We start from the raw sequence: 24,782 nt of genomic DNA, 5'->3' as shown, positions 1-24,782 counted from the left end.
TTTGTGTTTTAGAGGAGGTGTACTAGTATGTCTTTTGCTTCAGAAATAAAAAAAGAATTAACGAATGTTGAGGCAGATGAATGCTGTCTTGAATCGGAGCTTGCTGCTCTTGTTCGTATGAATGGTACATTTTCTATGTCTAATCGAGAGTATTTCTTAGATATTCAAACAGAAAATGCTGCCATAGCAAGGCGCATTTATATGCTGATTAAAAAGCTGTATCTGTATCCAGTGGAACTGCTGGTACGAAAAAAAATGCGGCTGAAGAAAAACAATGTGTATATAGTCCGTATGACGGAAAATGCGGACAAAGTATTGAAGGATTTAGAAATACTGATAGGTCCTTTATCGATAAACCCGCAGATTCCTGCTAAATACTTACAGGATACTTGCTGTAAACGAGCTTACTTGCGTGGAGCTTTCCTTGCAGGAGGCTCAGTCAATAATCCGGAAACATCTTCTTATCATTTGGAAATCTATTCTTCTGACCCAGAGCATAATCAGGCATTATGTGAGTTAATGAACAGCTTTGGACTGCATGCTCGCACACTTGAAAGAAAGAAAGGCTTCATTACTTATTTAAAAGAAGCGGATAAGATTACTGAGTTGATCAGTAACATTGGTGCTCATCAGGCTTTGTTTAAGTTTGAAGATGTGCGCATCGTACGCGATATGCGGAATTCAGTGAATCGCTTAGTAAATTGTGAAACAGCGAACTTAAATAAAACGATTGGCGCGGCATTTAGACAAGTGGAGAATATTAAATTTATTAAACGTACGGTTGGTTTGGAAGCACTTCCGGGTAAGCTGCAGGAAATTGCATCTCTTCGTCTCCAACACCAGGATGTTTCTTTGAAAGAATTAGGAGAATATGTTTCCGGAGGCACTATAAGTAAATCCGGGATTAACCACAGGCTCCGGAAGATTGATGAATTTGCAGACAAAGTCCGTAAAGGTGAAGTGACCGAAAACTCTCAAAATTAATGTATTCTTTTGAGATTCATGCTATAATGATGACAAATATAAAACGCTTTCAAAAATGAGGGCGTTTTTCCATATTTAACTAAGAGTACGTTATTGAAAGAGAGTATTTCAGTTGGAGAGAGGAGAATAATTAGTGATTGAACGATCGTTGGAAGTGGAGCTTGAAACAGGACTGCAAGCAAGACCAGCAGCTCAATTTGTTCAACAAGCAAATCGCTTTGTAGCAGATATCTTTATTGAGAAGGATAAGAAACGAATTAACGCTAAGAGTATTATGGGCTTAATGAGCCTGGCTGTGGGTCATGGCGAAGAGATAATGATCATTGCAGATGGGACCGATGAAGAAACCGCGATGGAAGAACTCACCGACTTTATTAAGGAAAAATAATTGATCTTTATGTGAAAAAATGAACATAAGAAATAAGAGAACGATACCATAGTTTCTCAATAAAAAAACGCTGCGATCAAATCGCAGCGTTTTTGTTACAGCTATTATTCTCCTGTTTTCTCCATAACCTTATCAATCAAGCCATACTCTACAGCATCGTGAGCAGACATGAAGTTATCGCGGTCTGTATCACGTTCAATAACCTCAATAGGCTGACCGGTACGCTCAGATAGAATCTGATTTAATTTCTCTCGCATTTTAATGATACGCTTTGCATGGATTTCAATATCAGATGCCTGACCTTGAGTTCCTCCAAGAGGCTGGTGGATCATGACTTCACTATTTGGAAGGGCATAACGTTTGCCTTTTTCACCGGCATTAAGCAGGAAAGCTCCCATTGAAGCAGCCATACCTGTGCAGATTGTAGAAACGTTAGGTTTAATAAACTGCATCGTGTCAAAAATAGCCATTCCGGCAGTGATAGATCCGCCCGGAGAGTTAATGTAAAGGGAGATGTCTTTGTCCGGATCATCCGCTGCAAGGAAAAGAAGCTGCGCCACAATGGAGTTCGAAACATTGTCATCGATCGCACTGCCAAGCATAATGATACGGTCTTTTAATAAGCGGGAATAAATGTCATAGGCACGTTCTCCGCGGTTTGTTTGTTCTATTACTGTAGGAACTAAATTCAATGTAATTTCCTCCTTTTCATCACTTAATTATGATGGAATATGTTTATCATACATTTAAGGTCAATAAAGGTCAAACAAAATGTCTGTCCTTTTTCTCACTTTACCTTATACCATCTTTCCCTAATAATTTTTGGATAAACATAGGAGGTTAAATTCATCATTTATTGAGGAAATACGACATTTTTTCTGGGATACTTTCTGTGAAATTGAAAGTGTGATAATTTTTTGTTGCTCTTCCCTATCGTCCAAAGACTTGGGATAAAATAAAAATATTAAACTTTCTTTCTCTAAGGGCTTGCGTAATTCCTTAGTTCTTCGTATAATAATTCTTGCATGTCATTTTGCGCCCGTAGCTCAGCTGGATAGAGCGGTAGATTCCGGTTCTACGTCAGTCGGAGGTTCGAATCCTCTCGGGCGCGCTAAGTAAGTGAACATCTTAATCAAAGCTCCTAAATGGTATATGAGATACCTTTTAGGAGTTTTTTTGTTTAATAAGATGTAAGGAATGCTCGAATTTAAATTTAGAGTATATTTGAATAACAATTTATAGAAGCAAGGAAGCGCAGTGCCCCTTTGGATTTGAATTAAGTTTATGACACAAAGACTACAAAACTATTACAAACAAATGTTTGGGAAAGTTATGTTAATGTAGTTTCTTAAAGGGCTGAATTGTGTTATGATAAGTAAACAGATTAGAGATGAAAGTATTGTTTCTGCTTTAGGATAAAGAAATGAGGTTATTATGACCAACATTATCCGCTATAAAATGTTGTCTACTGAAAGAGTTTCGGAAGATCGACGAATACATGTGTTTGATATGCAAGAACAGCAAAAGTTATCTTTTAACTACGAGCTATTACAGCGTGCCCCTGAGCAGTATGCGGGCGAAGAATTATCACTTTTCTTGGAAAAACGTAAATTAAAAATTGACCATGGTTTTTATGATAATAAAGGACACGCTTCCTGAGTGTGTCCTTCTTTTATTTTTGCTTAAGAAAGCGTTGTCACTCGTGGTATAATAGCTCAGGGAGGCGTGCCAATTGAAGCAGCAACTACACCAAGAGCAGTCGGTCCAGATGAAGTTGAGTAAGCAGCTGCAGCTGGGCGTCCATCTATTACAATTGCCTGGAATTGAGCTCCGTGAATATATTCAAAAAGAAGTATTAGACAATCCTTTATTAGAGCCTTTAGATTCTTCGCAAGACCTTCCTATGCAGTCTAATGGGTACGAACTAAGAGAGACGGCATACGCGGTGAATGGCCGAGAGAAGCTCAAACTTCAAATGAAAGAGCTTGGAGCTAGTGCAGAGCTGGAAGCTGCCGGCATCCACTTAATTGATTATATAAATGATGAAGGGTATCTTACTATTAGTGGTGAAGAATGGGACAAGCTTGGATATGGAAACAGGGAAGTTTTCGAATCTGCCTGCGGTCTTCTTCATCAACTGGAGCCAGTAGGTATAGGAGCAAGGGGAATTCAAGAGTGTTTTATTCTCCAATTGCAGAGGAAAAAGAATGCTCATCTAGCTGTTCAGATTGTTAAAGACTATTTTTTCGACTTGAAAAATATTGATTTTGACCGTATCCAGGCAAGCCTGGGCTGCACAATAGATGAGTTGTATGAAGCTCTGGATCAGATGAAAGACTGTTCCATACATCCTGGCAGGGGTTTGATCTCAGAAGGAAACCAGAAGATCGTTCCAGAAGCGTTTATCTATGTAGTACAAGGGAAAGTGGAGTTTTCCTTAAATTCCTGGTGTTTTCCGCAGGTCAGGGTGAATGCGGCAGCGTTTGATTCTGCTGATGAGGAAGCCGCTGTCTATATTGAACAAAAGCATAAAGAAGCGATTCAGCTGCAGAAGCTGGTTACCTACAGATCCTCTACATTTACAGATATCCTTAAATGGCTGCTGGATTATCAGGAGGCGTATTTTACAAATGGATTGTTTATGCTTAAACCGCTTCGCCAGCAAGATGTAGCAGATGAACTGAACGTTCATGTTTCTACCATCAGCAGAACGATTGCCAACAAATATATTCAAACGGAAAATGGCGTCCTATCCCTGGCGTTCCTATTTTCAAGCAGTGTTCCCATGAACAACGGTCAACACATTTCCTCTAGCGTAGTGAAGCATTTTATAAAGGAATGGGTAGGTAAAGAAGAGGCGGAGAAACCATATTCAGATGAGCAGATTTCTAAGGATTTGCAGAGCAATTACGGGGTTTTGTGTGCGCGAAGGACGATTTCTAAATATAGAGAAAGCATGGGGATTCCAGCTTCAAGGGTAAGGAAAAAGTTAAAAGGAGCGGGATTATGAATCACATTCAGCTGCTTATGAGGAAGGGCTGTCATTTGTGTGAAGAAATGAGGACGATAATCGAAATGGCAGCATGGGAAACAGAAATAGAGGTTACGGAGATCGATATTGAGAAGAATGAGGAGTTACTTCAGCGATATATGCTGGAGATTCCGGTGGTCATTATTAACGGGGAAGAACTGGATTACCGCTCGATCAATTTGTCTTCACTAAGAGAACGTTTACAATAATTTGCCGTCATCGTTTGACTTGCGCACCTTAATTCACACTGTTAATATTAATGGTGAAAAGGATATTTTTTTGCTCCGAGTGGGACATTATATGACTGACCGGGACATTATTTGCCCAGTATAAGGATTTCTTATAGAAGGAGCTTTTCCATGAGAGCTTTAATTGATCTACAAACAAAATTATTTCCTGAGGTGCTGGAAATTATGCAGCGAAGATATCAAATGCTGTACTATATTCAGCTCATGCAGCCTGTGGGACGCAGAACCCTGTCTGAAAATCTCGACTTGGCAGAGCGGACGGTCCGCAGTGAAGTGGACTTTCTTAGTAACCAAGGTGCTGTTGCTATTACTTCCAAAGGGATGCATTTAACTTATGAAGGACAAAGCATTCTGGAGCAGTTGGCGGAGTTTATTAAAGAGATAACAGGGATAAAGGTTTTAGAGCAGCAATTAAAGGATAAATTAAACCTAGACTACGTTATTGTAGTGCCCGGGGACAGTGATGAGCTGCATTGGGTTAAACAAGAAATGGGAAAAGCTTGCGTTCAATACTTAAAAAAGCAAATTGAACCGGGGCAGGCAGTAGCCATTACTGGTGGCAGCACGATGGCTGCGGTCGCTGAAATGATGCCCCCGCTGCAAGAAGCAGAAAATTGTCTTTTCGTCCCTGCACGAGGAGGGCTTGGTGAACGAGTAGAAAACCAGGCCAATACAATTTGTGCAGAGATGGCCAAAAAAGCAAGAGGAGATTACCGGCTTTTGTATGTTCCTGATCCTTTAAGTGAAGAATCCTATCAAACCATTATAGAAGAACCTGCGATTAGAGAAGTATTAGACATTATTAGAAATGCAGAGATTGTGATTCACGGCGTAGGGGATGCTATTACAATGGCAGAGCGAAGGAAAACTCCTGCTGATCAGCTGGCAAAGATAAAGGAAAGCAAAGCTGTAGGGGAAGCCTTTGGATATTATTTCAATATGGAAGGTGAAATCGTTCATAAGGTTCGAACGGTGGGTCTTCAACTGGAAGATTTAAAGTATACTCAGCAGGTAATTGCCGTAGCAGGTGGCCGCTCTAAAGCTCAAGCTATTGCATCTTATTTTCAGCCGGGACAAAGTAATGTCCTGATTACTGATGAAGGTGCTGCCAACGCGTTAATAAGGGGAATTTCCCTTTAATATAAAATTTTGTATTTAATCCAAGGAGGAATTTAGCATGACTGTAAGAATTGGTATTAACGGTTTTGGACGAATCGGACGTAATGTTTTCCGTGCCGCTCAAAAAAACGATGAGGTAGAAATAGTAGCAGTGAATGATTTAACTGATGCGAATATGCTTGCCCACTTACTTCAGTATGACACGGTTCATGGCCGTCTTGATCAAGAAGTAACGGTTAATGGTGAAAACCTGATTGTTGGTGGAAAAGAAATCAAAGTACTTTCCGAAAAAGATCCAGCTCAATTAGGCTGGGGCGATCTTGGAGTAGAAGTAGTTATTGAATCCACTGGTCGTTTCACACAGCGTGAAGATGCTAAGAAACACTTGGATGCAGGTGCTAAAAAAGTTATCATTTCTGCTCCAGCGAAGCAGGAAGACCTTACAGTAGTTATGGGTGTTAACGAAGATCAATACGACAAAGACAGCCACCATGTAATTTCTAACGCTTCATGTACAACAAACTGTCTTGCACCATACGCGAAAGTTCTTAACGATAAATTCGGACTTAAACGTGGAATGATGACTACGGTTCACTCTTACACAAACGACCAGCAAATCCTTGACCTGCCGCACAAAGACTACCGTCGTGCCCGTGCAGCAGCTCAGAACATCATCCCAACAACTACAGGTGCTGCTCAAGCAGTAGCGAAAGTTCTTCCTCAACTTGAAGGAAAACTTAGTGGTATGGCTATGCGTGTGCCAACAGCTAACGTTTCTATCGTTGACCTTGTAGCTGAACTAGATACAAATGTTACTGCTGAAGAAGTTAACGAAGCTCTTAAAGCTGAAGCTGAAGGAAACCTTAAAGGAATCCTTGGATACAGTGATGAGCCTCTAGTTTCCAGTGATTACAATGGTAATACAAACTCTTCTACCATCGATGCTCTATCTACTATTACTTTAGAAGACAACATGGTAAAAGTTGTTTCTTGGTATGACAATGAGTTTGGTTATTCCAGCCGTTGTGTAGACCTTGCTGTATTCCTTAAAGAAAAAGGCCTGTAAGCCGGCAAACGTACGTTAAATGAGTAGAACACTATAAGAAAGGAGGAGGTCTCAGGTCCTCCTCCTTTATCCATGTTTTCATGCTTCCTGCTCGTGGGCGTTTTCACAGGCTTGGTTTGTGGAAACGTACATAATGGGCAGGGTCAATCCTGACTACAAACCAAGGAGGTTGTCGAACTCATGAACAAGAAAACAATTCGTGACGTAGAAGTTGATGGCAAAACAGTATTTTGCCGTGTTGATTTCAACGTTCCTATGAGCGATGGAGAAGTGACCGATGATACAAGAATTAAAGCAGCCCTACCCACAATTAAGCACTTAACGGGAAATGGAGCGAAAGTTATTCTTGCAAGCCACTTAGGCCGTCCAAAAGGAGAAGTAGTGGAAGAACTTCGACTGGACCCTGTTGCTAAGCGTTTAAGCGACTTGCTTGGGCAGGAGATTACCAAAACGGATGAAGTCTATGGAGATGAAGTAAACAAAGCTCTTTCCGAAATGGGAAATGGCGATGTGCTTTTAATTGAAAATGTGCGGTTTAATGCAGGAGAAGAGAAAAATGACCCTGAATTAGCTCAAGCCTTTGCCGATATGGCAGACTTATATGTTAACGATGCTTTTGGAGCAGCACACCGCGCCCACGCCTCCACTGCAGGAGTAGCTGAACATCTTCCTGCTGTAGCTGGATTCCTTATGGAGAAAGAGATTAATGTCTTAGGACAAGCGCTTTCTGATCCGGAGCGTCCTTTTACAGCCATTATCGGAGGAGCGAAAGTTAAAGATAAAATAGGTGTAATTGACAATCTTATTGATAAAGTAGACCACTTGATTATTGGCGGTGGACTTGCTTATACCTTTGTAAAAGCCCAGGGCCACGAAGTTGGTAAATCTTTATTAGAAGAAGATAAGATTGACTTAGCTAAAGAATATATGCAGAAAGCTGAAGAAAAAGGTGTCGACTTCCTTATGCCGGAAGATGTAATTGTAGCAGATGACTTTTCAGATTCAGCCAATACAAAAGAAGTGGCTATTGACAGCATTCCTGCAGATTGGGAAGCGCTTGATATTGGTTCGAAAACAAGAGAAAAATATGCTAAAGTCATCCAAGATTCCAAGTTAGTGATTTGGAATGGACCTATGGGTGTATTTGAACTTGAAACCTTTGCAAATGGTACAAAAGCAGTAGCACAGGCATTAGCCGATACGAAAGGCTACACAGTGATAGGCGGGGGAGATTCCGCAGCTGCTGTAGAGAAATTCGGTTATGCGGACTCTATGGATCATGTATCAACAGGCGGTGGTGCTTCACTTGAATTTATGGAAGGTAAAGAACTTCCGGGTGTAGCACTGCTTAATGATAAATAATTAAGGAGAGGTGATGAATACATGCGTAAGCAAGTGATAGCAGGTAACTGGAAAATGAATAAAGTCCATACAGAAGCTGAGGACTTTATTCAAACATCTAAAAATGAAGTACCTTCTTCAGACCAAGTGGAATCGGTGATTTGTGCTCCATTTCCATTTCTGCAAAAGTTAGTGGAAGAAACAAAAGGAACACCGCTTGAAATCGGCGCACAAAACATGCATTTTGAAGAAAAAGGTGCTTTCACGGGTGAAGTAAGCCCCGTTATGCTTAAAGAACTTGGCGTAACGTATGTTGTTTTAGGCCACTCTGAGCGCCGTGAAATATTTAAAGAAACAGATGAAGAAGTAAACAAAAAAGTTCATGCGGCTTTTAATCACAACCTGACTCCCATTATTTGTGTTGGCGAAACGCTGGACCAGCGTGAAGCGGATCAAACGATGGATCATGTGGAAGGTCAAGTGAAGAAAGCGCTGGAAGGCCTGACCGATGAACAAGCTGCAAAAGTGATTATTGCCTATGAGCCGATTTGGGCGATTGGTACTGGCCGAACTGCTACTTCAGAACAGGCGAATGAAGTTTGTACTCACATTAGAAAAGTCGTTGCTGATTTTGTAAACAGTGATGCAGCAGAAGCTGTACGCATTCAGTATGGCGGCAGTGTGAAGCCAGCGAACGTAGACGAACTTCTATCTCAATCAGATATTGATGGTGCATTAGTAGGCGGAGCAAGTCTTGAAGCTGATTCATTCCTAAAATTAGTGGAGGCAGGTAAGCATGAGTAATCAAAACCTAGCCGCTCTTATTATTCTAGACGGCTTTGCTCTTCGTGATGAAGAAAAAGGCAATGCCGTTAAACATGCGAATACTCCTAATTTTGATCGTTATTGGAAGCAATTCCCGCATTCTCAGCTGCAGGCATGCGGTGAAGCGGTGGGGCTTCCAGAAGGTCAAATGGGAAATTCTGAAGTCGGCCATTTGAATATTGGAGCAGGACGCGTAGTATATCAAAGTCTCACTCGAATCAATCTTTCCATACGCGAAGGAGATTTCTTTGATAACGAGGTACTTCTAAATGCTGTACGCCATGCAAAAGAACAAAATAAAGCATTGCATATCTTTGGACTTCTTTCTGATGGCGGTATTCACAGTCATATAGAGCACATGTTTGCTACCTTGGAAATGGCGGCAAAAGAAGACCTTGAAAAAGTCTATGTCCACGGCTTTTTAGATGGCCGTGACGTTGGGCAGCAATCTGCCAAGACTTATATTAAGCAAGCACAGGACAAGATGGATGAATTAGGCGTTGGACAATTCGCAACTCTTTCCGGCCGTTACTATGCAATGGACCGTGATAATCGCTGGGAACGCGAGGAGAAAGCTTATAAAGCCATTGCTTATGGAGAAGGTCCAACCTTTAAGGATCCTATTGAGGCGGTTGACGCTTCTTATCAAGAAGAGGTTTATGATGAATTCGTAATACCCGTTGTTCTCACAGATGATTCAGGTAACCCGGTTGCAAAAATGGAGGATGAAGATTCCGTAATCTTCTTTAATTTCCGACCGGACCGTGCTATTCAAATATCACGGATGTTTGCGAATGATGATTTTGACGAAATGGATCGTGGAGAGAACGCTCCGAAGAATATTCATTTTGTGGGAATGACTCAGTATAGTGATTCGGTTAATAGTAAAGTTGCCTTCCCTCCGAATGACCTGAAGAATACGATTGGGGAAGTACTCGAATCCAACCAAATGAAACAATTACGTATTGCTGAAACAGAAAAGTATCCGCACGTAACGTTCTTCATGAGCGGCGGCCGCGAGGAAGAATTTAATGGGGAAGAGCGCATCCTTATTGATTCGCCCAAAGTAGCAACGTATGACTTGCAGCCGGAAATGAGTGCTTATGAAGTTACAGATGCTCTATTAAAAGAGTTAGATGCCGATAAGCACAATGCGATTATACTGAACTTTGCCAATCCTGATATGGTCGGTCACTCAGGTAAGCTTGAACCGACTGTAAAGGCGATTGAAGCGGTAGATGAGTGTTTAGGCAAGATCGTGGATAAAATCCAGGACAAAGGCGGACATGCGATTATTACAGCAGATCACGGAAACTCTGATGAGGTGACGACCCCTGAAGGTGATCCGATGACTGCTCATACAACGAATCCTGTTCCTGTCATTGTAACAAAAGATGGTGTTGAATTGCGTGAAGGCGGAATTCTTGGTGATTTATCACCAACATTGCTTGAATTACTAGATGTAACACAACCGGAAGAAATGACCGGAAAATCATTAATCAAAAAATAAGGGAGAGATTTAGAAATGCCATATATTACAGACGTTTATGCTCGTGAAGTCTTAGACTCTCGCGGTAACCCAACGATTGAAGTAGAAATTTATACAGAGTCCGGCGCATTCGGTACAGCTATGGTACCTAGTGGTGCTTCCACAGGTGAATACGAAGCCGTCGAACTTCGTGATGGAGACAAAGGCCGTTATCTTGGAAAAGGTGTTCAAAAAGCCGTAGAAAACGTAAACGAGGTCATTGCACCAAAACTTCTTGGAATGGATGCAACTCAGCAAGTGATTATCGACAAAATGATGATCGAGTTGGATGGTACAGAAAATAAAGGGAACTTAGGAGCCAATGCTATCCTAGGCGTATCTATGGCAGTCGCTCATGCAGCAGCTGAAGTGGTGGGTCTTCCTCTTTACAAATATCTAGGCGGGTTTACAGCAGCTACGCTTCCAACTCCAATGATGAACATTTTGAATGGCGGAGAGCATGCTGATAACAACGTAGATATCCAGGAATTCATGATCATGCCAATAGGAGCTCCAACATTTAAAGAAGCCCTTCGTATGGGAGCAGAAATTTTCCACTCCCTTAAGAAAGTTCTTCAATCCAAAGGCTACAATACTGGTGTAGGTGATGAAGGTGGATTTGCTCCAAGTCTTAAGTCTAATGAAGAAGCACTTTCGACTATTATTGAAGCGATTGAAGAAGCTGGCTATAAACCAGGTGAAGAAGTTAAACTTGCTATGGATGTTGCCGCTTCAGAGATTTACGAAGATGATAAGTACAACTTAAAAGGTGAGGGTGTCGTTCGTACATCTGAAGAGATGGTGGATTGGTACGAAGAGCTAGTTAATAAATATCCAATCATTTCTATTGAAGATGGTTTGGATGAAAACGACTGGAAAGGAACCAAACTTCTTACAGACCGTATTGGTGATAAAGTTCAGCTGGTTGGGGATGACTTATTCGTAACCAACACTAATATGCTTGGCCGTGCCATTGAAGAAGGCGTAGGCAATTCTATTCTAGTTAAAGTGAATCAAATTGGAACGCTGACTGAAACCTTTGAGGCTATCGAAATGGCTAAAAAAGCTGGCTATACGGCTGTTATTTCCCACCGCTCAGGTGAAACAGAGGATGCCACAATTGCTGATATTGCTGTAGCAGCAAATGCAGGGCAAATTAAGACAGGTGCACCTTCTCGTACGGACCGAGTTGCGAAGTATAATCAGCTTCTTCGAATTGAAGATCAGCTGCTTGACACAGCGACTTATGCAGGGAAGAAAGCCTTTTATAACTTGAATAAATAAAATTTGTTTATTGAGCCTCTCTGATGATTCAGAGAGGCTTTTTTCTATGATATGATAGAGAAAGACATCGAAGAGTAGGAGAGCATTCTATGAAGAAAATAATTGTACTAGGACTGGTTGCACTCATCATTTACGCAGGGTGGACGGGCTTTAGTATTTGGACATACGGGGATAACAAAAATCTTCCTGAAGCAGATGCGGCCATTGTTCTTGGGGCAGCTCAGTGGAATGGAAAGCCGAGTCCTGTATTTGAAGGCAGGTTGAAAGAAGCGATTGAATTATACGAAAAGAACAAAGTAGATTTCTTGATTTTCACAGGAGGAGCAAGTCAAAATGCTGCTTCCTCTGAAGCAGAAGTGGGAAAATCTTATGCTATGGAACATGGAGTTCCTGAAAAAGCGATTTTATTTGAGAATCAATCGTTTGTAACAGAGGATAATCTTATGAATGCTAAGAAGGTAGCGACGAATAAAGAAATTCATTCTTATTTGCTTGTCAGTGATCGCTATCATCTTAAGAGAGCGGTTGCTCTTGCAAAGGATGATGACATGAAGAATGTTAAGGGTGTACCTACAAAATATTCTGCCTATCAGACTCTTGAAACAAAGCTTCCCTTTTTTATGAAAGAGTGGGGATATTTTATGGTCTATCAACTGTCAAAGCCATTTCGTTAAATATAGGGGAATCAAGTAATGGAAATTAGAAAAGTTATCAGCAGCCGTAGATCGATTCATGATTTTAAAGCAGAGAATGTAGATGAGAGCAAGCTCATTGATATTTTCTTTGCTGCAGCATGGGCGCCTACTCATCGTATGAAAGAGCCTTGGAATGTGAAGTTATATCAAGATGAAGGAAGAAAGGATTATGCGGAGCTCGTCCTTGAAAGCTATGAACGCGCTGGTTTCTTCGCTTCTTATAACCAGGAAAAGAAGCAAAAAATGTGCGATGGTATTCGGGATTTTCTATTGAGTATTCCTCACCATGCGTTAATCTATCTAGAGCGAGATCAGGATAAACATAAGTTTGAGGAAGATTATGCAGCAGTGTGTGCATACATACAAAATGTGCAATTACTTGCCTGGGATGAGGGGATAGGAGTCCTATGGACGACTAGTCCTTATTTAAAGGATGAAAAATTTATCGCTCAAATTGGATTAGATCCTTCTTTGCATAAACCTGCAGCTGTGTTGCAAATGGGATATCCTAACCGAATCCCTTCACCAAAAGAGAGAACTTCTATGAAAAATAAGTTACAAATAATAAATGAGCCATTTATCCATAAAAAAAGCTGACACTCTATTCGTGAGTGTCAGCTTTTTTATCTTGTTTGTTATCTTCATCTTGGTTGTTAGTGGGCAAGGGATCTACAGTATGTTGATACTGATAGCCTTTAGAGACTGCAAATCCAAAAGCAGCAGCGATTGCTACTACAATCCCAATACAAATGATGATAAGAATCGGTAATGGCATACTCACACTTCTTTCTGTAAAGTGCTGAAAAAATAATAAGAACCATCCGCTTATCCTCAGGTTAGAAGACGTTTTACTGGGACTGAGTCTTTTCTTTAACGAATTCTACCACTTCTTCAGCGGTCCCCATAGATAAGAGCTGCTTCTTATAAGAAGCCATATCCTTCTTAGATAGAGTTCTAATTTGGGTTCTAGCTGGAAGGATAGAGGTAGCACTCATGCTGAATTCATCAAGTCCAAGACCTAATAAGATAGGAATCGCGATTTCATCTCCAGCCATCTCTCCGCACATACCTGCCCATTTTCCTTCTGCATGAGCAGCTTCTATGACATTATTAACTAAATTCAAAATCGCTGGATTGTAAGGCTGGTAGAGATAAGAGACTCTCTCGTTCATGCGGTCTGCAGCCATTGTATATTGAATTAAGTCATTTGTGCCGATACTGAAGAAATCAACTTCTTTAGCAAACTGGCGTGCGATGACTGCCGTGGCTGGTATTTCCACCATCATCCCCACTTCAAAGTCCCCGGCAATTTCATAGCCCTCACTAATTAATTTTTCCCGTTCTTCGTTAAGAATTGCTTTGGCTTGACGGAATTCTTCCAGCGTAGCAATCATAGGGAACATAATTTTCAAGTTTCCATGAATACTTGCTCTTAGTAAAGCACGCAGCTGAACACGGAAAATATCGTCACGCTCCAGGCATAGACGAATGGCACGGTAACCTAGAAAAGGATTCATCTCATCAGGAAGATCCAGGTAATCCAATTCTTTATCTCCGCCTATGTCTAACGTACGGACGACCACTGGTTTGTCTCCCATTTGCTTCAATACGGATGAGTAGGCATCATACTGTTCTTCTTCCGTAGGCAGCTGGTTCTTGCCCATATAAAGGAATTCAGTACGGTAAAGGCCGACACCTTCACCTCCGTTATTCAATACGCCTGCTACATCTTCTGGGGTACCAATGTTGGCTGCAAGCTCCACATGGTCTCCTTCAGAAGTTACAGTAGGCTCGTCTTTAAGCTTGGCCCACTCTTGTTTTTTCTCCTCAAAATCAGCTTGTTTTTGCTTATAGGAATCAATTTGGTCTTGAGAAGGTTCGACGATGACGTTTCCATCTATGCCGTCGACAATTATCATTACGTCTTTTCCAGCTTTGCTGGTTATTTCTTTCGTCCCAACTACTGCCGGAATTTCAAGAGAACGAGCCATAATTGCGGAATGAGAAGTACGGCCGCCTATGTCAGTCGTAAAGCCCTTGACGAACTGTTTATCTAATTGGGCGGTGTCAGAAGGAGTAAGGTCGTTTGCAACGATAACGACTTCCTCGTTAATAAGCGCTGGATCAGGGAAAGTTACGTTTAACAGATGCGACATTACACGCTTAGTTACATCCTGAATATCAGCGGCACGTTCTTTCATATACTCATTGTCCATATTTTTAAACATATCGATAAACATATTAGCGGTTTCATCTAAAGCGGCTTCAGCGTTTACATTTTCAGATTTAATCTTATCTTCAATTGGCTGAATCAACTCTGGATCGCTGAGGACAAGCAAGTGGGCAGAAAAAATTTCTGCATGTTCTTCACCCAGTGATTTCAGAGTATGTTCTTTAATTTTTTCCAGCTCAGACTTGGAAATTTCAAGAGCATCATGAAGCCGCTTGATTTCCTCTTCCGGCTGCTGGATTTCAGTCTTGCTGTAAGTAAGGTCTGGAGTTTCCAGACGGTAAACCTTTGCAATGGCAATACCGCTGGAAGCTGCAATCCCTTGAAGATGTGTCATATAATTACTCCCCCAGCCCTTCATTCTGCATTGTGCTGGCAAGGTGATCGATGGCTTCCTGTTCATCACTGCCTTCTGCAGAGATTTTTACATCGGCGCCAGCAGGAATACCGAGACTCATAATCCCCATAATGGATTTCAAGTTTACAGATTTCTCCTTGTAATGAAGATTAATGTCTGATGCGTATTTTCCTGCGTTTTGCACTAGTACGGTTGCAGGGCGGGCATGTACCCCGTCCGCTGAAGTGATTTTAAAGCTTTTTTCTACCATGATTTATTCCTCCTCTAAATAATTGCTTGTTTGTGGGTTACCCTAACTCTATTATTTTAAGCCTTTTCTACATCTTTTTTCAACAATCCAACAATAATTGCGCTGACAATTGTACCGATAATAATGGCGAGTAAGTAAAGTACGGCTTTCATAACCCCGCCTTCAATTAATGGAACGACAATCAAACCGCCGTGGGGAGCCCTCAAACCAATGTGAAACAGCATGGACAGCATACCAGCGAGTGCACTTCCAACAACCATGGAAGGAATCACACGGATCGGATCGGCGGCTGCAAATGGTATGGCGCCTTCTGTGATAAAGAATGCTCCTAATGGATAAGCGGCTTTACCCGTTTCGCGTTCTTGCTTCGTGAATTTCTTTTTAAATAATGTGGTAGCTAGCCCCATTGCAAGTGGTGGAACCATTCCGCCAGCCATCGCTGCAGCAATAAACGTGTAGTTTCCTGCGTCCAACGCGGCAATTCCGAAAGTGTAAGCCGCTTTATTTACAGGACCACCCATATCAACAGCCATCATACCTCCAACAATTATGCCTAGTAAGGCAAGGTTGGCACCGCTCATGCCATTTAGGAAATCGAAAAGACCAGTGTAAATACTTGTTAACCAAGGGTTGATGATGAGCATAATCATCCCAGTTGCGAATAAAGAAAGGACAGGGTAGAAGAGTACCGTTTTCAATCCGTCAAGAACAGCCGGTAATCCTTCTAACATTTTCTTAATACCAAGCGTAATATAACCAGCTAAGAAACCAGCAATTAAACCGCCGAGGAATCCTGATCCGTTTCCGGCGCCTTCAACGGTTTGCGTGATCGCAATCAAACCACCAACCATACCTGGTGCGAAACCAGGACGATCGGCAATACTAGACGCGATAAAACCGGCTAATACGGGAACGAGCAAGTAGAAGGCGTTATCGCCGCCAATGGTGCCCAGCATTTTTGCAAAGGCGTTATCTGAATTAATCCCGAAAAAGAAAGATATTGCAATGAGAATACCGCCGCCTACGACAAACGGAAGCATGTTGGAAACACCGTTCATCAAGTGTTTATAAAAACCAGAGCGCTGGCCATCGCTTGAATCGGAGGATTTCTTTCCGTCACCTTTATAGATCGGTGCATCTTTATTAATGGCTTTTGTAATTAATTCCTTCGGTTCGTGAATAGCTTTGGCAACAGGTACTTCGATAACTGGCTTGCCGTCAAATACATCCATTTCCACTTTTGTATCTGCAGCGACAATGATCGCATCGGCTTCACGAATTTCTTCTTCTGTTAACCGGTTTTTAACACCGCTTGATCCGTTGGTTTGTACTTTAATATTGACGCCCATTTCCTTCGCTGTAGCTTTCAATTTATCTGCTGCCATGTACGTGTGAGCAATTCCAGTTGGGCAGGCAGTAACTGCTAGGATTTTACTTTCAGAAGCATCGCCGGATTCTGCTTCTTCGTCATTTTCTTCTGCTTCTTTTGCATTAATAATTTCAATGACTTCTGCTTCCGTCTTGGCCGTTTCTAGTTTCTGACGGAAATTCTTATCCATTAAAAAGCCGGATAAGCTGGACAGTGTCTCCAAGTGAGTGTTGTTAGCACCCTCAGAAGCAGCGATCATAAAGAATAAATTCGTTGGCTGCCCGTCTAAGGACTCATAATCAAGTCCTTCTTGAGAACGTCCGAAAGCAATGGCAGGGTCTTTTACCGCAGAAGTCTTCGCATGTGGAATGGCAATCCCTTCACCAATACCCGTTGTGCTTTGACTTTCCCGCTCTTCAATGGATTGTTTGAATTGATCCCGGTCATTCAGTTTTCCTGCTTCATCCAATTTTCCGATAAGTTCATCAATCGCTTCTGGTTTTGAGGACGCCTTCATATTTAACAGGATCGTGTCTTTCGTTAAAAGATCTGTAATTTTCATAACATTAATTCCCTCCCTTAGTTAATAGGTGAAACCTTGATCTCATCCAAAAGTTCGTATACGTCTCTTTTTTCGCATAAATCGTCTTGAAAAGCTGTAGCACTTCCTGCTGCCACGCCGTATTTAAAGGCTTCCTCTTTAGTCATGCCTAATGCCAGTCCTCCAATAAATCCAGAAACCACAGAATCGCCTGCTCCTACTGAATTCTTAACCTTTCCTTTAGGCACATTTGCATACATCTTGCCATCGTGAGAAGCATAGACAGCTCCATCTCCGCCCATAGAAACGATGACTTGTTCAGCTCCCTTATCGACCAATTTCATTGCATACTCAGCGGCTTGTTCTTTTGTGTTAATCTCGGTTTGAAAGAGTTCGCCAAGTTCATGATGGTTGGGTTTCAGAAGTGCTACCTTATAGCCCATCAACTGTTCCAACGCCTTACCTGAAGTATCAGCAACCAATTTAGCACCAGTAGAATCACAAATATCAGCAATTCTTAAGTAAAAATCAGACGGCAGGGAAGAAGGAACACTTCCTGCAAGGATTAACAGATCTTCTCCTGTTAAAGAGCGAATCTGATCAAGCAGCTTTTCCTGTTGTTCTTCATTAAGTTCGGGCCCTGGCCCATTGATTTCTGATTCTTTATCCCCTTTTAGCTTCACGTTAATCCTCGTGTATTGACCGGTTTCAATGAAGCGATGATCAATGTTTTCCTCATTTAAGAAATCAGTAATAAATTTACCCGTAAACTCACCCACATAACCAAGAGCGGTTGTAGGGACACCTAGTCTGCTCATAACTCGGGATACGTTAATCCCTTTACCTCCAGGATAATAAAAAGTTTGTTTTGCCCGATTCAAACCTCCCGACTCGAAATGCTCGACGTTCATGATGTAATCAATGGAAGGATTGAGGGTGCAAGTGTAAATCATGTTCTCACAACCTTTATGCTAGTTTTTTCTTGATAATCCTTAAGTAGGGGGCCCTGGTAGTTTGTAATAACATCTGCATCCTCCAGACTGGCGATTTTACAAAACGCGACCTTTCCAAACTTTGAATGATCGGCCAGTACAAATTTTTCTTGAGACAGGGTAAGGGCCGTGGTCTTAATTGCAGCCTCCTCCGGATCGGGTGTTGTAAAGCCATCATCACCAGTGAGCCCATTGGTACCCATAAAACATTGGTCAAAACGATATTGATGAAGATTCTGTACGGCTGAAGCTCCAATGACCGCCCTCGTCCTATGTTTGACATAGCCGCCTAAAGCGTACGTCTTTATGCGATGCTCTGTGAGCAGATCTAGAAGATTGAGGCCATTGGTGACTACAATAATATCCTTATTAGATAAATGCGGAATCATTTCATAAGTAGTGGTCCCTGCATCGATAAAAATACAATCTCCATCACGTACCAAGGAAGCCGCATATTTAGCTATAAGCGTCTTTTCCTGATGGTACTGGGTAACTTTCTCTCCCACGCTTGGCTCTTCCATCGTACCTTGCCTTAATGAAGCTCCTCCATGGACTCTGCGAAGGTGACCTTCCTGTTCTAGCTGGTCCAAGTCCCGTCTTATGGTGGACTCGGATGATTGAGTGTGTTGTACTAATTCTTTCATTTTTACTGTGTGCCGTTCGTGAAGAAGGTTAATGATAAGCTGGTGACGTTCTGGAGTTAACACAGATCCTCCTCCCTTCGTGCTTCTATATTACTATCATAAAGTAAGCCCTTACATAAATCAACCAAAATCATTCAAAAACATTCATAAACTTTCATTTTTTGATCGAAAACCATCAGAATCACATGAGCAGGGGGGGAACGAATTCGCTCCAGGTTAGAAATAGAGCAGAACCTGCTCTATTCATTATGTCCTATCACGGAATTTTCTTGCTGTACCCTTGGTTTTATGCTACATTTAACAATAGTTATTTGTGCGGTTTAGGAGGTGGGGACCCATTATGGAAACAGTTGCAATTACGTTGCTTGTTATTGATACCATTACTTTGATTGTTCTTGTTCTGCTGCAATCAGGTAAAAGTGCTGGTCTTTCTGGAGCAATCTCCGGAGGGGCTGAACAGTTATTCGGTAAACAAAAAGCTCGGGGGATCGACGCGGTTTTGCATCGCACGACCGTAGTTACGGGTGTGTTGTTTTTCGTGCTGGCTTTTCTTGTAGCTTATGTACTTTAATAGATGTATATAAATGGAACATGGCCGTGCTGATTAAAGCGCGGCTTTTCTTGTTTCATGCACATCTTATGAGGAATAAATTGCAGTCTGATAAAATAGAAGCGTTGTGAGGAACGAATGAAATTATTAAATATGGAAATAGATGAAGTAAGGAGAGAACGAAATGAATATAAAACAGCCACAGCCGTTTACGTTTGAAGAAGGCGAGCGTGCGGTATTATTATTACATGGTTTCACCGGACATTCTGCTGATGTTCGCATGCTAGGACGTTTTTTACAAAAGCATGGCTATACCAGTCACGCTCCTATTTATCGAGGACACGGGAAAGAGCCGGAAGCGCTTATTGACGCTACTCCTGAAGATTGGTGGTCCGACGTTAGGGAAGGGTTAAATCATCTTCGGGAAAAAGGATATCAAAAGATTGCGGTTGCTGGATTATCCTTAGGAGGCGTATTAAGTCTTAAGCTTGGCTATTCTGAACCGTTAAAAGGTCTTGTAACGATGTGTTCTCCTATGTTTTTTGATAATGAACAGCAATTAACTCAGGGCTTTGAGTTCAAGGCACGTCAATTTAAACAGCTAGAAGGAAAAGATAAGGAAACGATCGACCAGGAAGTACAAGAATTACTCGATGAATCAAAAGATATGTTTCATCAGCTTGGCGAATTTATTAACGAAGTCCATGATGAAGTGGACCAAGTTTACACCCCAATCCTGGTCGTGCAAGCAGAACAAGATGAAATGATTAATACGGAAAGTGCCAACTATATTTATAACGAGGTTGAATCCGATCATAAAGACATAAAGTGGTACAAGAATTCCAGCCACGTCATTACCATGGATAAAGAGAAGGAACAGCTCCATGAGGACATTCTCACCTTCCTTGAATCCCTGGATTGGTCGTAAGCGCAGTTTCTTGTCTTTCACTTACAGGAGGTAAGATAGATGACAAATGAATTAGAACAACAAATTCTTCAGGTCTTCAAAGAAACGGCATCCAAGCCGCTATCCGTAGAAGAGCTGGAAGAATCCTTAAATCTAGAAGACAGCAGTGGGGAGTTTAAGAACCTTATTAAAGCTCTTAACTCCCTAGAAGAAGCAGGTGAATTAGTCCGTACACGAAAGAACCGGTTCGGCCTGCCTGAAAAAATGAATTTAATTAGAGGACGCATTCAGATGCATGCGAAGGGATTTGCATTCTTAATTCCCGATGATGAAGATAAAGATGATGTATATCTTCATCACTCCGATTTAAATTCTGCCATGAACAATGATAAAGTACTCGTTCGTATTGAAAAACGCGATGAATCGGGTCAGCGCCCTGAAGGAACCGTTATTCGAATATTAGAGAGAGCAACAACTCGAGTAGTGGGAACATATGAACAAAGTCGAAATTTCGGGTTTGTTATTGCTGATGACAAGCGAATCCCTAATGACATCTTCATTCCTAAAGGACAGACCAATGGAGCTGCCGATGGGCATAAGGTCATCGTTAACATTACGAAGTTTCCAGAAGAAAGAATGAGTGCGGAAGGCGAGATCGTGGAGATTCTTGGGCACAAAAACGATCCAGGTATAGATATTATTTCCATTATCTACAAACATGGAATTAAATTAGATTTTCCCGATGAAGTTCTTAAACAAGCAGCGGACACCCCTGATCAAATCAGTGAAGGAGAACTTAAAAACCGACGTGATTTGCGGGACGAAACCATAGTCACCATTGATGGCGCTGACGCCAAAGATTTGGATGACGCGGTGACTGTTAAGAAATTAGCCAACGGCAACTATAAGCTCGGTGTCCATATTGCTGATGTAACTTACTATGTGCAAGAGAATTCACCTATTGATAAGGAAGCTCGCGAACGGGCAACGAGTGTGTATTTAGTTGATCGGGTCATTCCGATGATCCCGCACCGTCTGTCTAATGGGATTTGTTCGTTAAATCCACAAGTAGATCGTCTGACGCTGTCCTGTGAAATGGAAATTGATCCAAGCGGTGAAGTTGTCGGTCATGAAATATTCCAAAGTGTCATTAAAACGAATGAACGAATGACCTATAAAGATGTAAATGAAATCCTTGAACATGATGATCCTGAACTTATTGAGAAATACAAAGATCTTGTGCCGATGTTTAGAGAAATGGCAGGTCTTGCGAAAACCCTGCGTCAAAAACGTATGGGAAGAGGCGCCATTGATTTTGATTTCAAAGAAGCAGGAGTCATTGTGGATGAAGAAGGAAAAGCCGTGGATGTTAAACTTCGTGAGCGTTCCGTAGCTGAGCGCTTAATTGAAGAATTCATGCTTGCTGCTAACGAAACGGTAGCTGAGCATTTTCATTGGATGGAAGTACCGTTCATTCATCGAATTCACGAAGATCCAGATCAGAGCAAACTGCAGCATTTCTTTGAGTTTGTGGCAAACCTCGGATTTTCGGTAAAAGGAACCGCTGATAAGGTTCACCCCCAAGCACTGCAGAAAGTGCTAGAGGAAGTGGAAGGTACCCAAGAAGATATGATTATCTCCAAACTCATGCTTCGCTCGATGCAGCAGGCTAAATATGACCCGCAAAGTCTTGGGCACTTTGGTCTGGCAACAGAGTTTTATACTCATTTCACTTCGCCGATCAGACGATATCCTGACTTAACCGTTCACCGGCTGATTCGCACCTATCTAGTGGAAGATAAGCTTGATTATCAAACTCGTAAGCACTGGAAAGATCAGATGCCTGAGATTGCCCGCCACTCTTCTGAAATGGAACGCGCTGCGGTCGATGCAGAACGAGAGACAGACGATCTGAAAAAAGCTGAATTTATGCAAGATAAAATAGGGGAAGAGTTTGAAGGCGTTATTAGTTCAGTTACCAGCTTTGGCATGTTTGTCGAACTGCCAAATACGGTAGAGGGACTCGTTCACGTCAGCACTCTCACTGATGATTACTATCATTTCCAGGAAAAACAATACGCCATGATAGGGGAGCGCACGGGGAATGTTTATCGTATTGGGGATGAAGTGACTATACGTGTGACGAATGTTAATTTAGATGAACGTGTCGTTGACTTTGAAATAGACGGTATGAAACCGCGCAAAGAGCGCCCTAAGCGTGATCTCCCTAAGCAGATTAATTCCAAAGGTCCTGAAGATCGTAAAAAAAATAAGAAAAAGAATAAACAAAAAGGCAATAAACCTTTCTACAGAAATAAAGGTGTTCCCAAAAAAGGACGCAAAAAGAAGAAGTAATCGCTAAACATTAGAAAAACGCGCTTCAGCTGGCGCGTTTTTCTATGGTTATTTCCACTTTTCATACAGCACCCAGGGTTCCTGGACCTCGTAAGGACTTAGATCGGGGATGTGGGAGAAACCTGTGGGGGAAAAATCAAGCCAGCAACCATAGTTATCCGGATGCTGCTTCCAATGATGACGGATCGTTTCAAAAAAGCCTGGTTGAGTATAATGATCATCCCAAAAGTACTTTACATGAGAATAGCGATATTTCTTTTGATCCGTTTTTATAATTACAAACCGTTTCCTATTAGTGGACGCATAGAAATAGGATTCGCTGAGCATCTTGTCCGTGAAAAGGGACTGATGGTAAGGAAGCGGATAATAGCATTCATATGGGAAAATGTCTGGTCTGCTTCTCTCCGTTTGGACAAGCAAATCTTTCTTCTCCTGTAGAGAGTGGATTTCCTTCCAAACCTCCCCATTTTTGTAACCCTTAAGTTGTCCAGGCTTGGTCAGCACCAGGGAATGGATCACAGGACCAGAAGCTAACCCTGCTTTTTCGAGTACTTTTCTTGCGGAGTTATTATGCACATGGGTATTGGCTCCTGCCCAGGATACCCTGCTATCCTCAGAAAGAAGCTGCACAAGCTTCTTAACTAATTGAGTGGAGAAACCTTGTCCTGCATACCGTCTGTCCGTACGCAGCCGTCCAATCATGGCGAATGTATCTTTGCCAAACAGACTGTATCCTCCAATGGAAAGTAACTGTTCTTTATGAAACAATCCCAACAGTGAATGGTTATCAGCTTTCACCAAGTCTGAATAAATCCGAATAATATAATCGTCCTCGATACCAGTATCCATCTGTAATAGGCTGGTCAGGTCTGACAAATCCAACGGTCTTATTTCTCCCAATTGAGGATCCATAGAATAACTCCTTTTCCGTATCTTTCAGAAATATAGTCTCACAACTAAGCTCGATCCGTCCATTGATCTCACTTGCATCTCAAAAAGCTCGGAATTGGAAACCACGGTTACATTTGGTACAATAATAGTCACGCAGCAGAGGAGGAAGCCGTTATGCCAAGAGGAAATGGAAAAGCCATTGTACAAAATAAAAAAGCAAGACACGACTATATTATTGAAGAAACCTTCGAAGCGGGAATTGTGCTGCAAGGGACAGAAATTAAATCCATTCGTAATGGCCGGGTAAACTTAAAAGATAGCTTTGCACGGATTAATAATGGAGAGGTCTTTCTGCATAACTTGCATATTTCGCAATATGAGCAAGGGAATATTTACAATCATGACCCTACCCGGATGCGCAAACTTCTCTTGCATCGAAAAGAAATCAATCAGCTCATCGGTCAGACCCAGCAAAAAGGTTACTCTCTCGTCCCTTTAAAAATGTATATTAAAAACGGGGTAGCGAAAGTTCTTATCGGACTTGGCAGAGGGAAGAAGAAGTATGATAAGCGGGAAGATTTAAAGCGCAAGCAGGTAAACAGGGAAATTGACCGAGCGATCAAAGACAGCTTAAAATAATAGCTTGGTTGAAAAAAATGATAGTTGTGTTATAATTAAACTTGTCGCTTAATTGCGGCATTGGAAACAGAGCTTGATTGTCTCTTCCTTTAATCCTAACGGGGACGTTACGGATTCGACGGGGATAGGTCGAGCTCGGGTTGCAAGTCGAGGCGACGGCTCGTAAAACGTCATTTGCCTAAATATAACTGGCGAATCTAACAATAACCTAGCTGTAGCTGCGTAAGTAGACTATAGCTGATCCTTCCTGGCATTGTCCGTGTGGCAGATGAAGGGTCTCAAACTAAAGCGGACTACGCGTTTTTCCACCGCCTGAGGAAAAACGAAGAGACTAATCAGGCTAGCTCCTCGGAAGCCTGTTGATAGGCTGAAGAGGAAGCGAATGATAATATATCAACTACGCTTGTAGAAGCCCGAGTGCCGATATCTCCGGACGTGGGTTCGACTCCCACCGTCTCCACCAATACATATATTGGTGGTTTTTTTATGGGGAAATACCTTAAGAAACCAGAATCGCTAAAGAACATACTCGATCTATAGAATGTGA

The 24,782-nt window shown here is 41.8% G+C and carries 25 protein-coding genes, 1 tRNA gene and 1 other RNA gene; 19 read left to right on the top strand and 8 right to left on the bottom strand.

Going from position 1 to position 24,782, the window contains the following annotated elements; translation table 11 throughout:
- Positions 1-27: 27 nt before the first annotated feature.
- Together whiA and Q7A53_RS12330 are read left to right on the top strand one after the other, a co-directional pair.
- Positions 28-984: a DNA-binding protein WhiA gene (gene whiA, locus Q7A53_RS12335; RefSeq protein WP_411789475.1), complete on the top strand. Its 957-nt coding sequence runs from the start codon at positions 28-30 to the stop codon at positions 982-984.
- 133 nt (positions 985-1,117) lie between these two features.
- Positions 1,118-1,372 carry an HPr family phosphocarrier protein gene (locus Q7A53_RS12330; RefSeq protein WP_411789474.1) on the top strand — a complete coding sequence of 85 codons (255 nt, stop codon included), beginning with the start codon at positions 1,118-1,120 and terminating at the stop codon, positions 1,370-1,372.
- Between the two features lie 104 nt (positions 1,373-1,476).
- On the opposite strand, the gene clpP is transcribed toward Q7A53_RS12330, so the two are convergent.
- Complete coding sequence (clpP, locus tag Q7A53_RS12325; protein WP_411789473.1) at positions 1,477-2,064, bottom strand: ATP-dependent Clp endopeptidase proteolytic subunit ClpP; 588 nt, start codon at positions 2,062-2,064, stop codon at positions 1,477-1,479.
- A 343-nt stretch (positions 2,065-2,407) separates the two neighbouring features.
- On the opposite strand from clpP, the gene Q7A53_RS12320 reads away from it, so the two are divergent.
- From Q7A53_RS12320 to Q7A53_RS12265, 12 genes are all read left to right on the top strand, one after another.
- Positions 2,408-2,483, top strand: a tRNA-Arg gene (locus Q7A53_RS12320).
- Positions 2,484-2,806: 323 nt separating this feature from the next.
- Positions 2,807-3,031, top strand: a complete 225-nt coding sequence (locus Q7A53_RS12315) for a hypothetical protein (RefSeq protein WP_411789472.1) — start codon at positions 2,807-2,809, stop codon at positions 3,029-3,031.
- A 73-nt stretch (positions 3,032-3,104) separates the two neighbouring features.
- Complete coding sequence (rpoN, locus tag Q7A53_RS12310; protein WP_411789471.1) at positions 3,105-4,382, top strand: RNA polymerase factor sigma-54; 1,278 nt, start codon at positions 3,105-3,107, stop codon at positions 4,380-4,382.
- Positions 4,379-4,612, top strand: a complete 234-nt coding sequence (locus Q7A53_RS12305) for a glutaredoxin family protein (RefSeq protein WP_411789470.1) — start codon at positions 4,379-4,381, stop codon at positions 4,610-4,612. Before rpoN ends, Q7A53_RS12305 begins: the two co-directional genes overlap by 4 nt.
- Positions 4,613-4,762: 150 nt before the next feature.
- Positions 4,763-5,791 (top strand): sugar-binding transcriptional regulator, encoded by a 1,029-nt coding sequence (locus tag Q7A53_RS12300; RefSeq protein WP_411789469.1) that lies wholly within the window; start codon positions 4,763-4,765, stop codon positions 5,789-5,791.
- 37 nt (positions 5,792-5,828) lie between these two features.
- Complete coding sequence (gene gap / locus Q7A53_RS12295; RefSeq protein WP_411789468.1) at positions 5,829-6,836, top strand: type I glyceraldehyde-3-phosphate dehydrogenase; 1,008 nt, start codon at positions 5,829-5,831, stop codon at positions 6,834-6,836.
- A gap of 180 nt (positions 6,837-7,016) precedes the next feature.
- Positions 7,017-8,198, top strand: coding sequence for a phosphoglycerate kinase (locus tag Q7A53_RS12290; protein WP_411789467.1), 1,182 nt, complete (start codon positions 7,017-7,019; stop codon positions 8,196-8,198).
- Between the two features lie 21 nt (positions 8,199-8,219).
- Positions 8,220-8,981: a triose-phosphate isomerase gene (gene tpiA / locus Q7A53_RS12285; protein ID WP_411789466.1), complete on the top strand. Its 762-nt coding sequence runs from the start codon at positions 8,220-8,222 to the stop codon at positions 8,979-8,981.
- Entirely contained in the window at positions 8,974-10,512 is a 1,539-nt protein-coding gene (gene gpmI / locus Q7A53_RS12280) for a 2,3-bisphosphoglycerate-independent phosphoglycerate mutase (protein ID WP_411789465.1), read from the top strand. Before tpiA ends, gpmI begins: the two co-directional genes overlap by 8 nt.
- A gap of 15 nt (positions 10,513-10,527) precedes the next feature.
- Complete coding sequence (gene eno / locus Q7A53_RS12275) at positions 10,528-11,814, top strand: phosphopyruvate hydratase (protein ID WP_411789464.1); 1,287 nt, start codon at positions 10,528-10,530, stop codon at positions 11,812-11,814.
- Between the two features lie 89 nt (positions 11,815-11,903).
- Positions 11,904-12,488 carry a YdcF family protein gene (locus Q7A53_RS12270; RefSeq protein WP_411789463.1) on the top strand — a complete coding sequence of 195 codons (585 nt, stop codon included), beginning with the start codon at positions 11,904-11,906 and terminating at the stop codon, positions 12,486-12,488.
- Between the two features lie 18 nt (positions 12,489-12,506).
- Positions 12,507-13,106 (top strand): nitroreductase family protein, encoded by a 600-nt coding sequence (locus Q7A53_RS12265; RefSeq protein ID WP_411789462.1) that lies wholly within the window; start codon positions 12,507-12,509, stop codon positions 13,104-13,106.
- Between the two features lie 4 nt (positions 13,107-13,110).
- Here the strand turns inward: Q7A53_RS12265 and ytzI are convergent, their stop codons facing one another.
- The 6 genes from ytzI to Q7A53_RS12235 form a co-directional block, all read right to left on the bottom strand.
- Positions 13,111-13,284 carry a YtzI protein gene (ytzI, locus tag Q7A53_RS12260; protein WP_411789461.1) on the bottom strand — a complete coding sequence of 58 codons (174 nt, stop codon included), beginning with the start codon at positions 13,282-13,284 and terminating at the stop codon, positions 13,111-13,113.
- A gap of 73 nt (positions 13,285-13,357) precedes the next feature.
- Positions 13,358-15,076, bottom strand: coding sequence for a phosphoenolpyruvate--protein phosphotransferase (gene ptsP / locus Q7A53_RS12255; protein ID WP_411789460.1), 1,719 nt, complete (start codon positions 15,074-15,076; stop codon positions 13,358-13,360).
- Positions 15,077-15,080: 4 nt separating this feature from the next.
- Complete coding sequence (locus Q7A53_RS12250; protein ID WP_411789459.1) at positions 15,081-15,347, bottom strand: phosphocarrier protein HPr; 267 nt, start codon at positions 15,345-15,347, stop codon at positions 15,081-15,083.
- A gap of 56 nt (positions 15,348-15,403) precedes the next feature.
- Positions 15,404-17,278 (bottom strand): PTS fructose transporter subunit IIABC, encoded by a 1,875-nt coding sequence (locus tag Q7A53_RS12245; RefSeq protein WP_411789458.1) that lies wholly within the window; start codon positions 17,276-17,278, stop codon positions 15,404-15,406.
- Between the two features lie 17 nt (positions 17,279-17,295).
- A complete protein-coding gene (gene pfkB / locus Q7A53_RS12240; protein WP_411789457.1) occupies positions 17,296-18,210 on the bottom strand; it encodes a 1-phosphofructokinase in 915 nt (304 codons plus the stop codon).
- Entirely contained in the window at positions 18,207-18,956 is a 750-nt protein-coding gene (locus Q7A53_RS12235) for a DeoR/GlpR family DNA-binding transcription regulator (RefSeq protein WP_411789456.1), read from the bottom strand. The genes pfkB and Q7A53_RS12235 overlap by 4 nt, the downstream gene beginning before the upstream one ends.
- A gap of 277 nt (positions 18,957-19,233) precedes the next feature.
- On the opposite strand from Q7A53_RS12235, the gene secG reads away from it, so the two are divergent.
- The 3 genes from secG (at position 19,234) to rnr (ending at position 22,705) form a co-directional block, all read left to right on the top strand.
- Positions 19,234-19,464, top strand: a complete 231-nt coding sequence (gene secG, locus Q7A53_RS12230) for a preprotein translocase subunit SecG (protein ID WP_411789455.1) — start codon at positions 19,234-19,236, stop codon at positions 19,462-19,464.
- Positions 19,465-19,627: 163 nt separating this feature from the next.
- Complete coding sequence (locus tag Q7A53_RS12225) at positions 19,628-20,371, top strand: alpha/beta hydrolase (protein ID WP_411789454.1); 744 nt, start codon at positions 19,628-19,630, stop codon at positions 20,369-20,371.
- Positions 20,372-20,410: 39 nt separating this feature from the next.
- Positions 20,411-22,705, top strand: coding sequence for a ribonuclease R (gene rnr, locus Q7A53_RS12220; RefSeq protein WP_411789453.1), 2,295 nt, complete (start codon positions 20,411-20,413; stop codon positions 22,703-22,705).
- A gap of 48 nt (positions 22,706-22,753) precedes the next feature.
- Here rnr and Q7A53_RS12215 read toward each other — a convergent pair whose 3' ends face one another.
- On the bottom strand, positions 22,754-23,617 hold the full coding sequence (locus tag Q7A53_RS12215) for a GNAT family N-acetyltransferase (protein WP_411789452.1): 864 nt from the start codon (positions 23,615-23,617) through the stop codon (positions 22,754-22,756).
- A gap of 153 nt (positions 23,618-23,770) precedes the next feature.
- On the opposite strand from Q7A53_RS12215, the gene smpB reads away from it, so the two are divergent.
- Together smpB and ssrA are read left to right on the top strand one after the other, a co-directional pair.
- Positions 23,771-24,235, top strand: a complete 465-nt coding sequence (smpB, locus tag Q7A53_RS12210; RefSeq protein WP_411789451.1) for an SsrA-binding protein SmpB — start codon at positions 23,771-23,773, stop codon at positions 24,233-24,235.
- 100 nt (positions 24,236-24,335) lie between these two features.
- Positions 24,336-24,698: a transfer-messenger RNA gene (gene ssrA, locus Q7A53_RS12205) on the top strand.
- Positions 24,699-24,782 lie beyond the last annotated feature (84 nt).

Origin of the sequence: Halobacillus rhizosphaerae (genome assembly GCF_046719735.1) — a bacterium.
GTDB classification, from domain to species: domain Bacteria; phylum Bacillota; class Bacilli; order Bacillales; family Halobacillaceae; genus Halobacillus_B; species Halobacillus_B rhizosphaerae.
The sequence above is the reverse complement of the archived record's forward strand: the minus strand, read 5'-3'. Positions and strand labels throughout refer to the sequence as shown.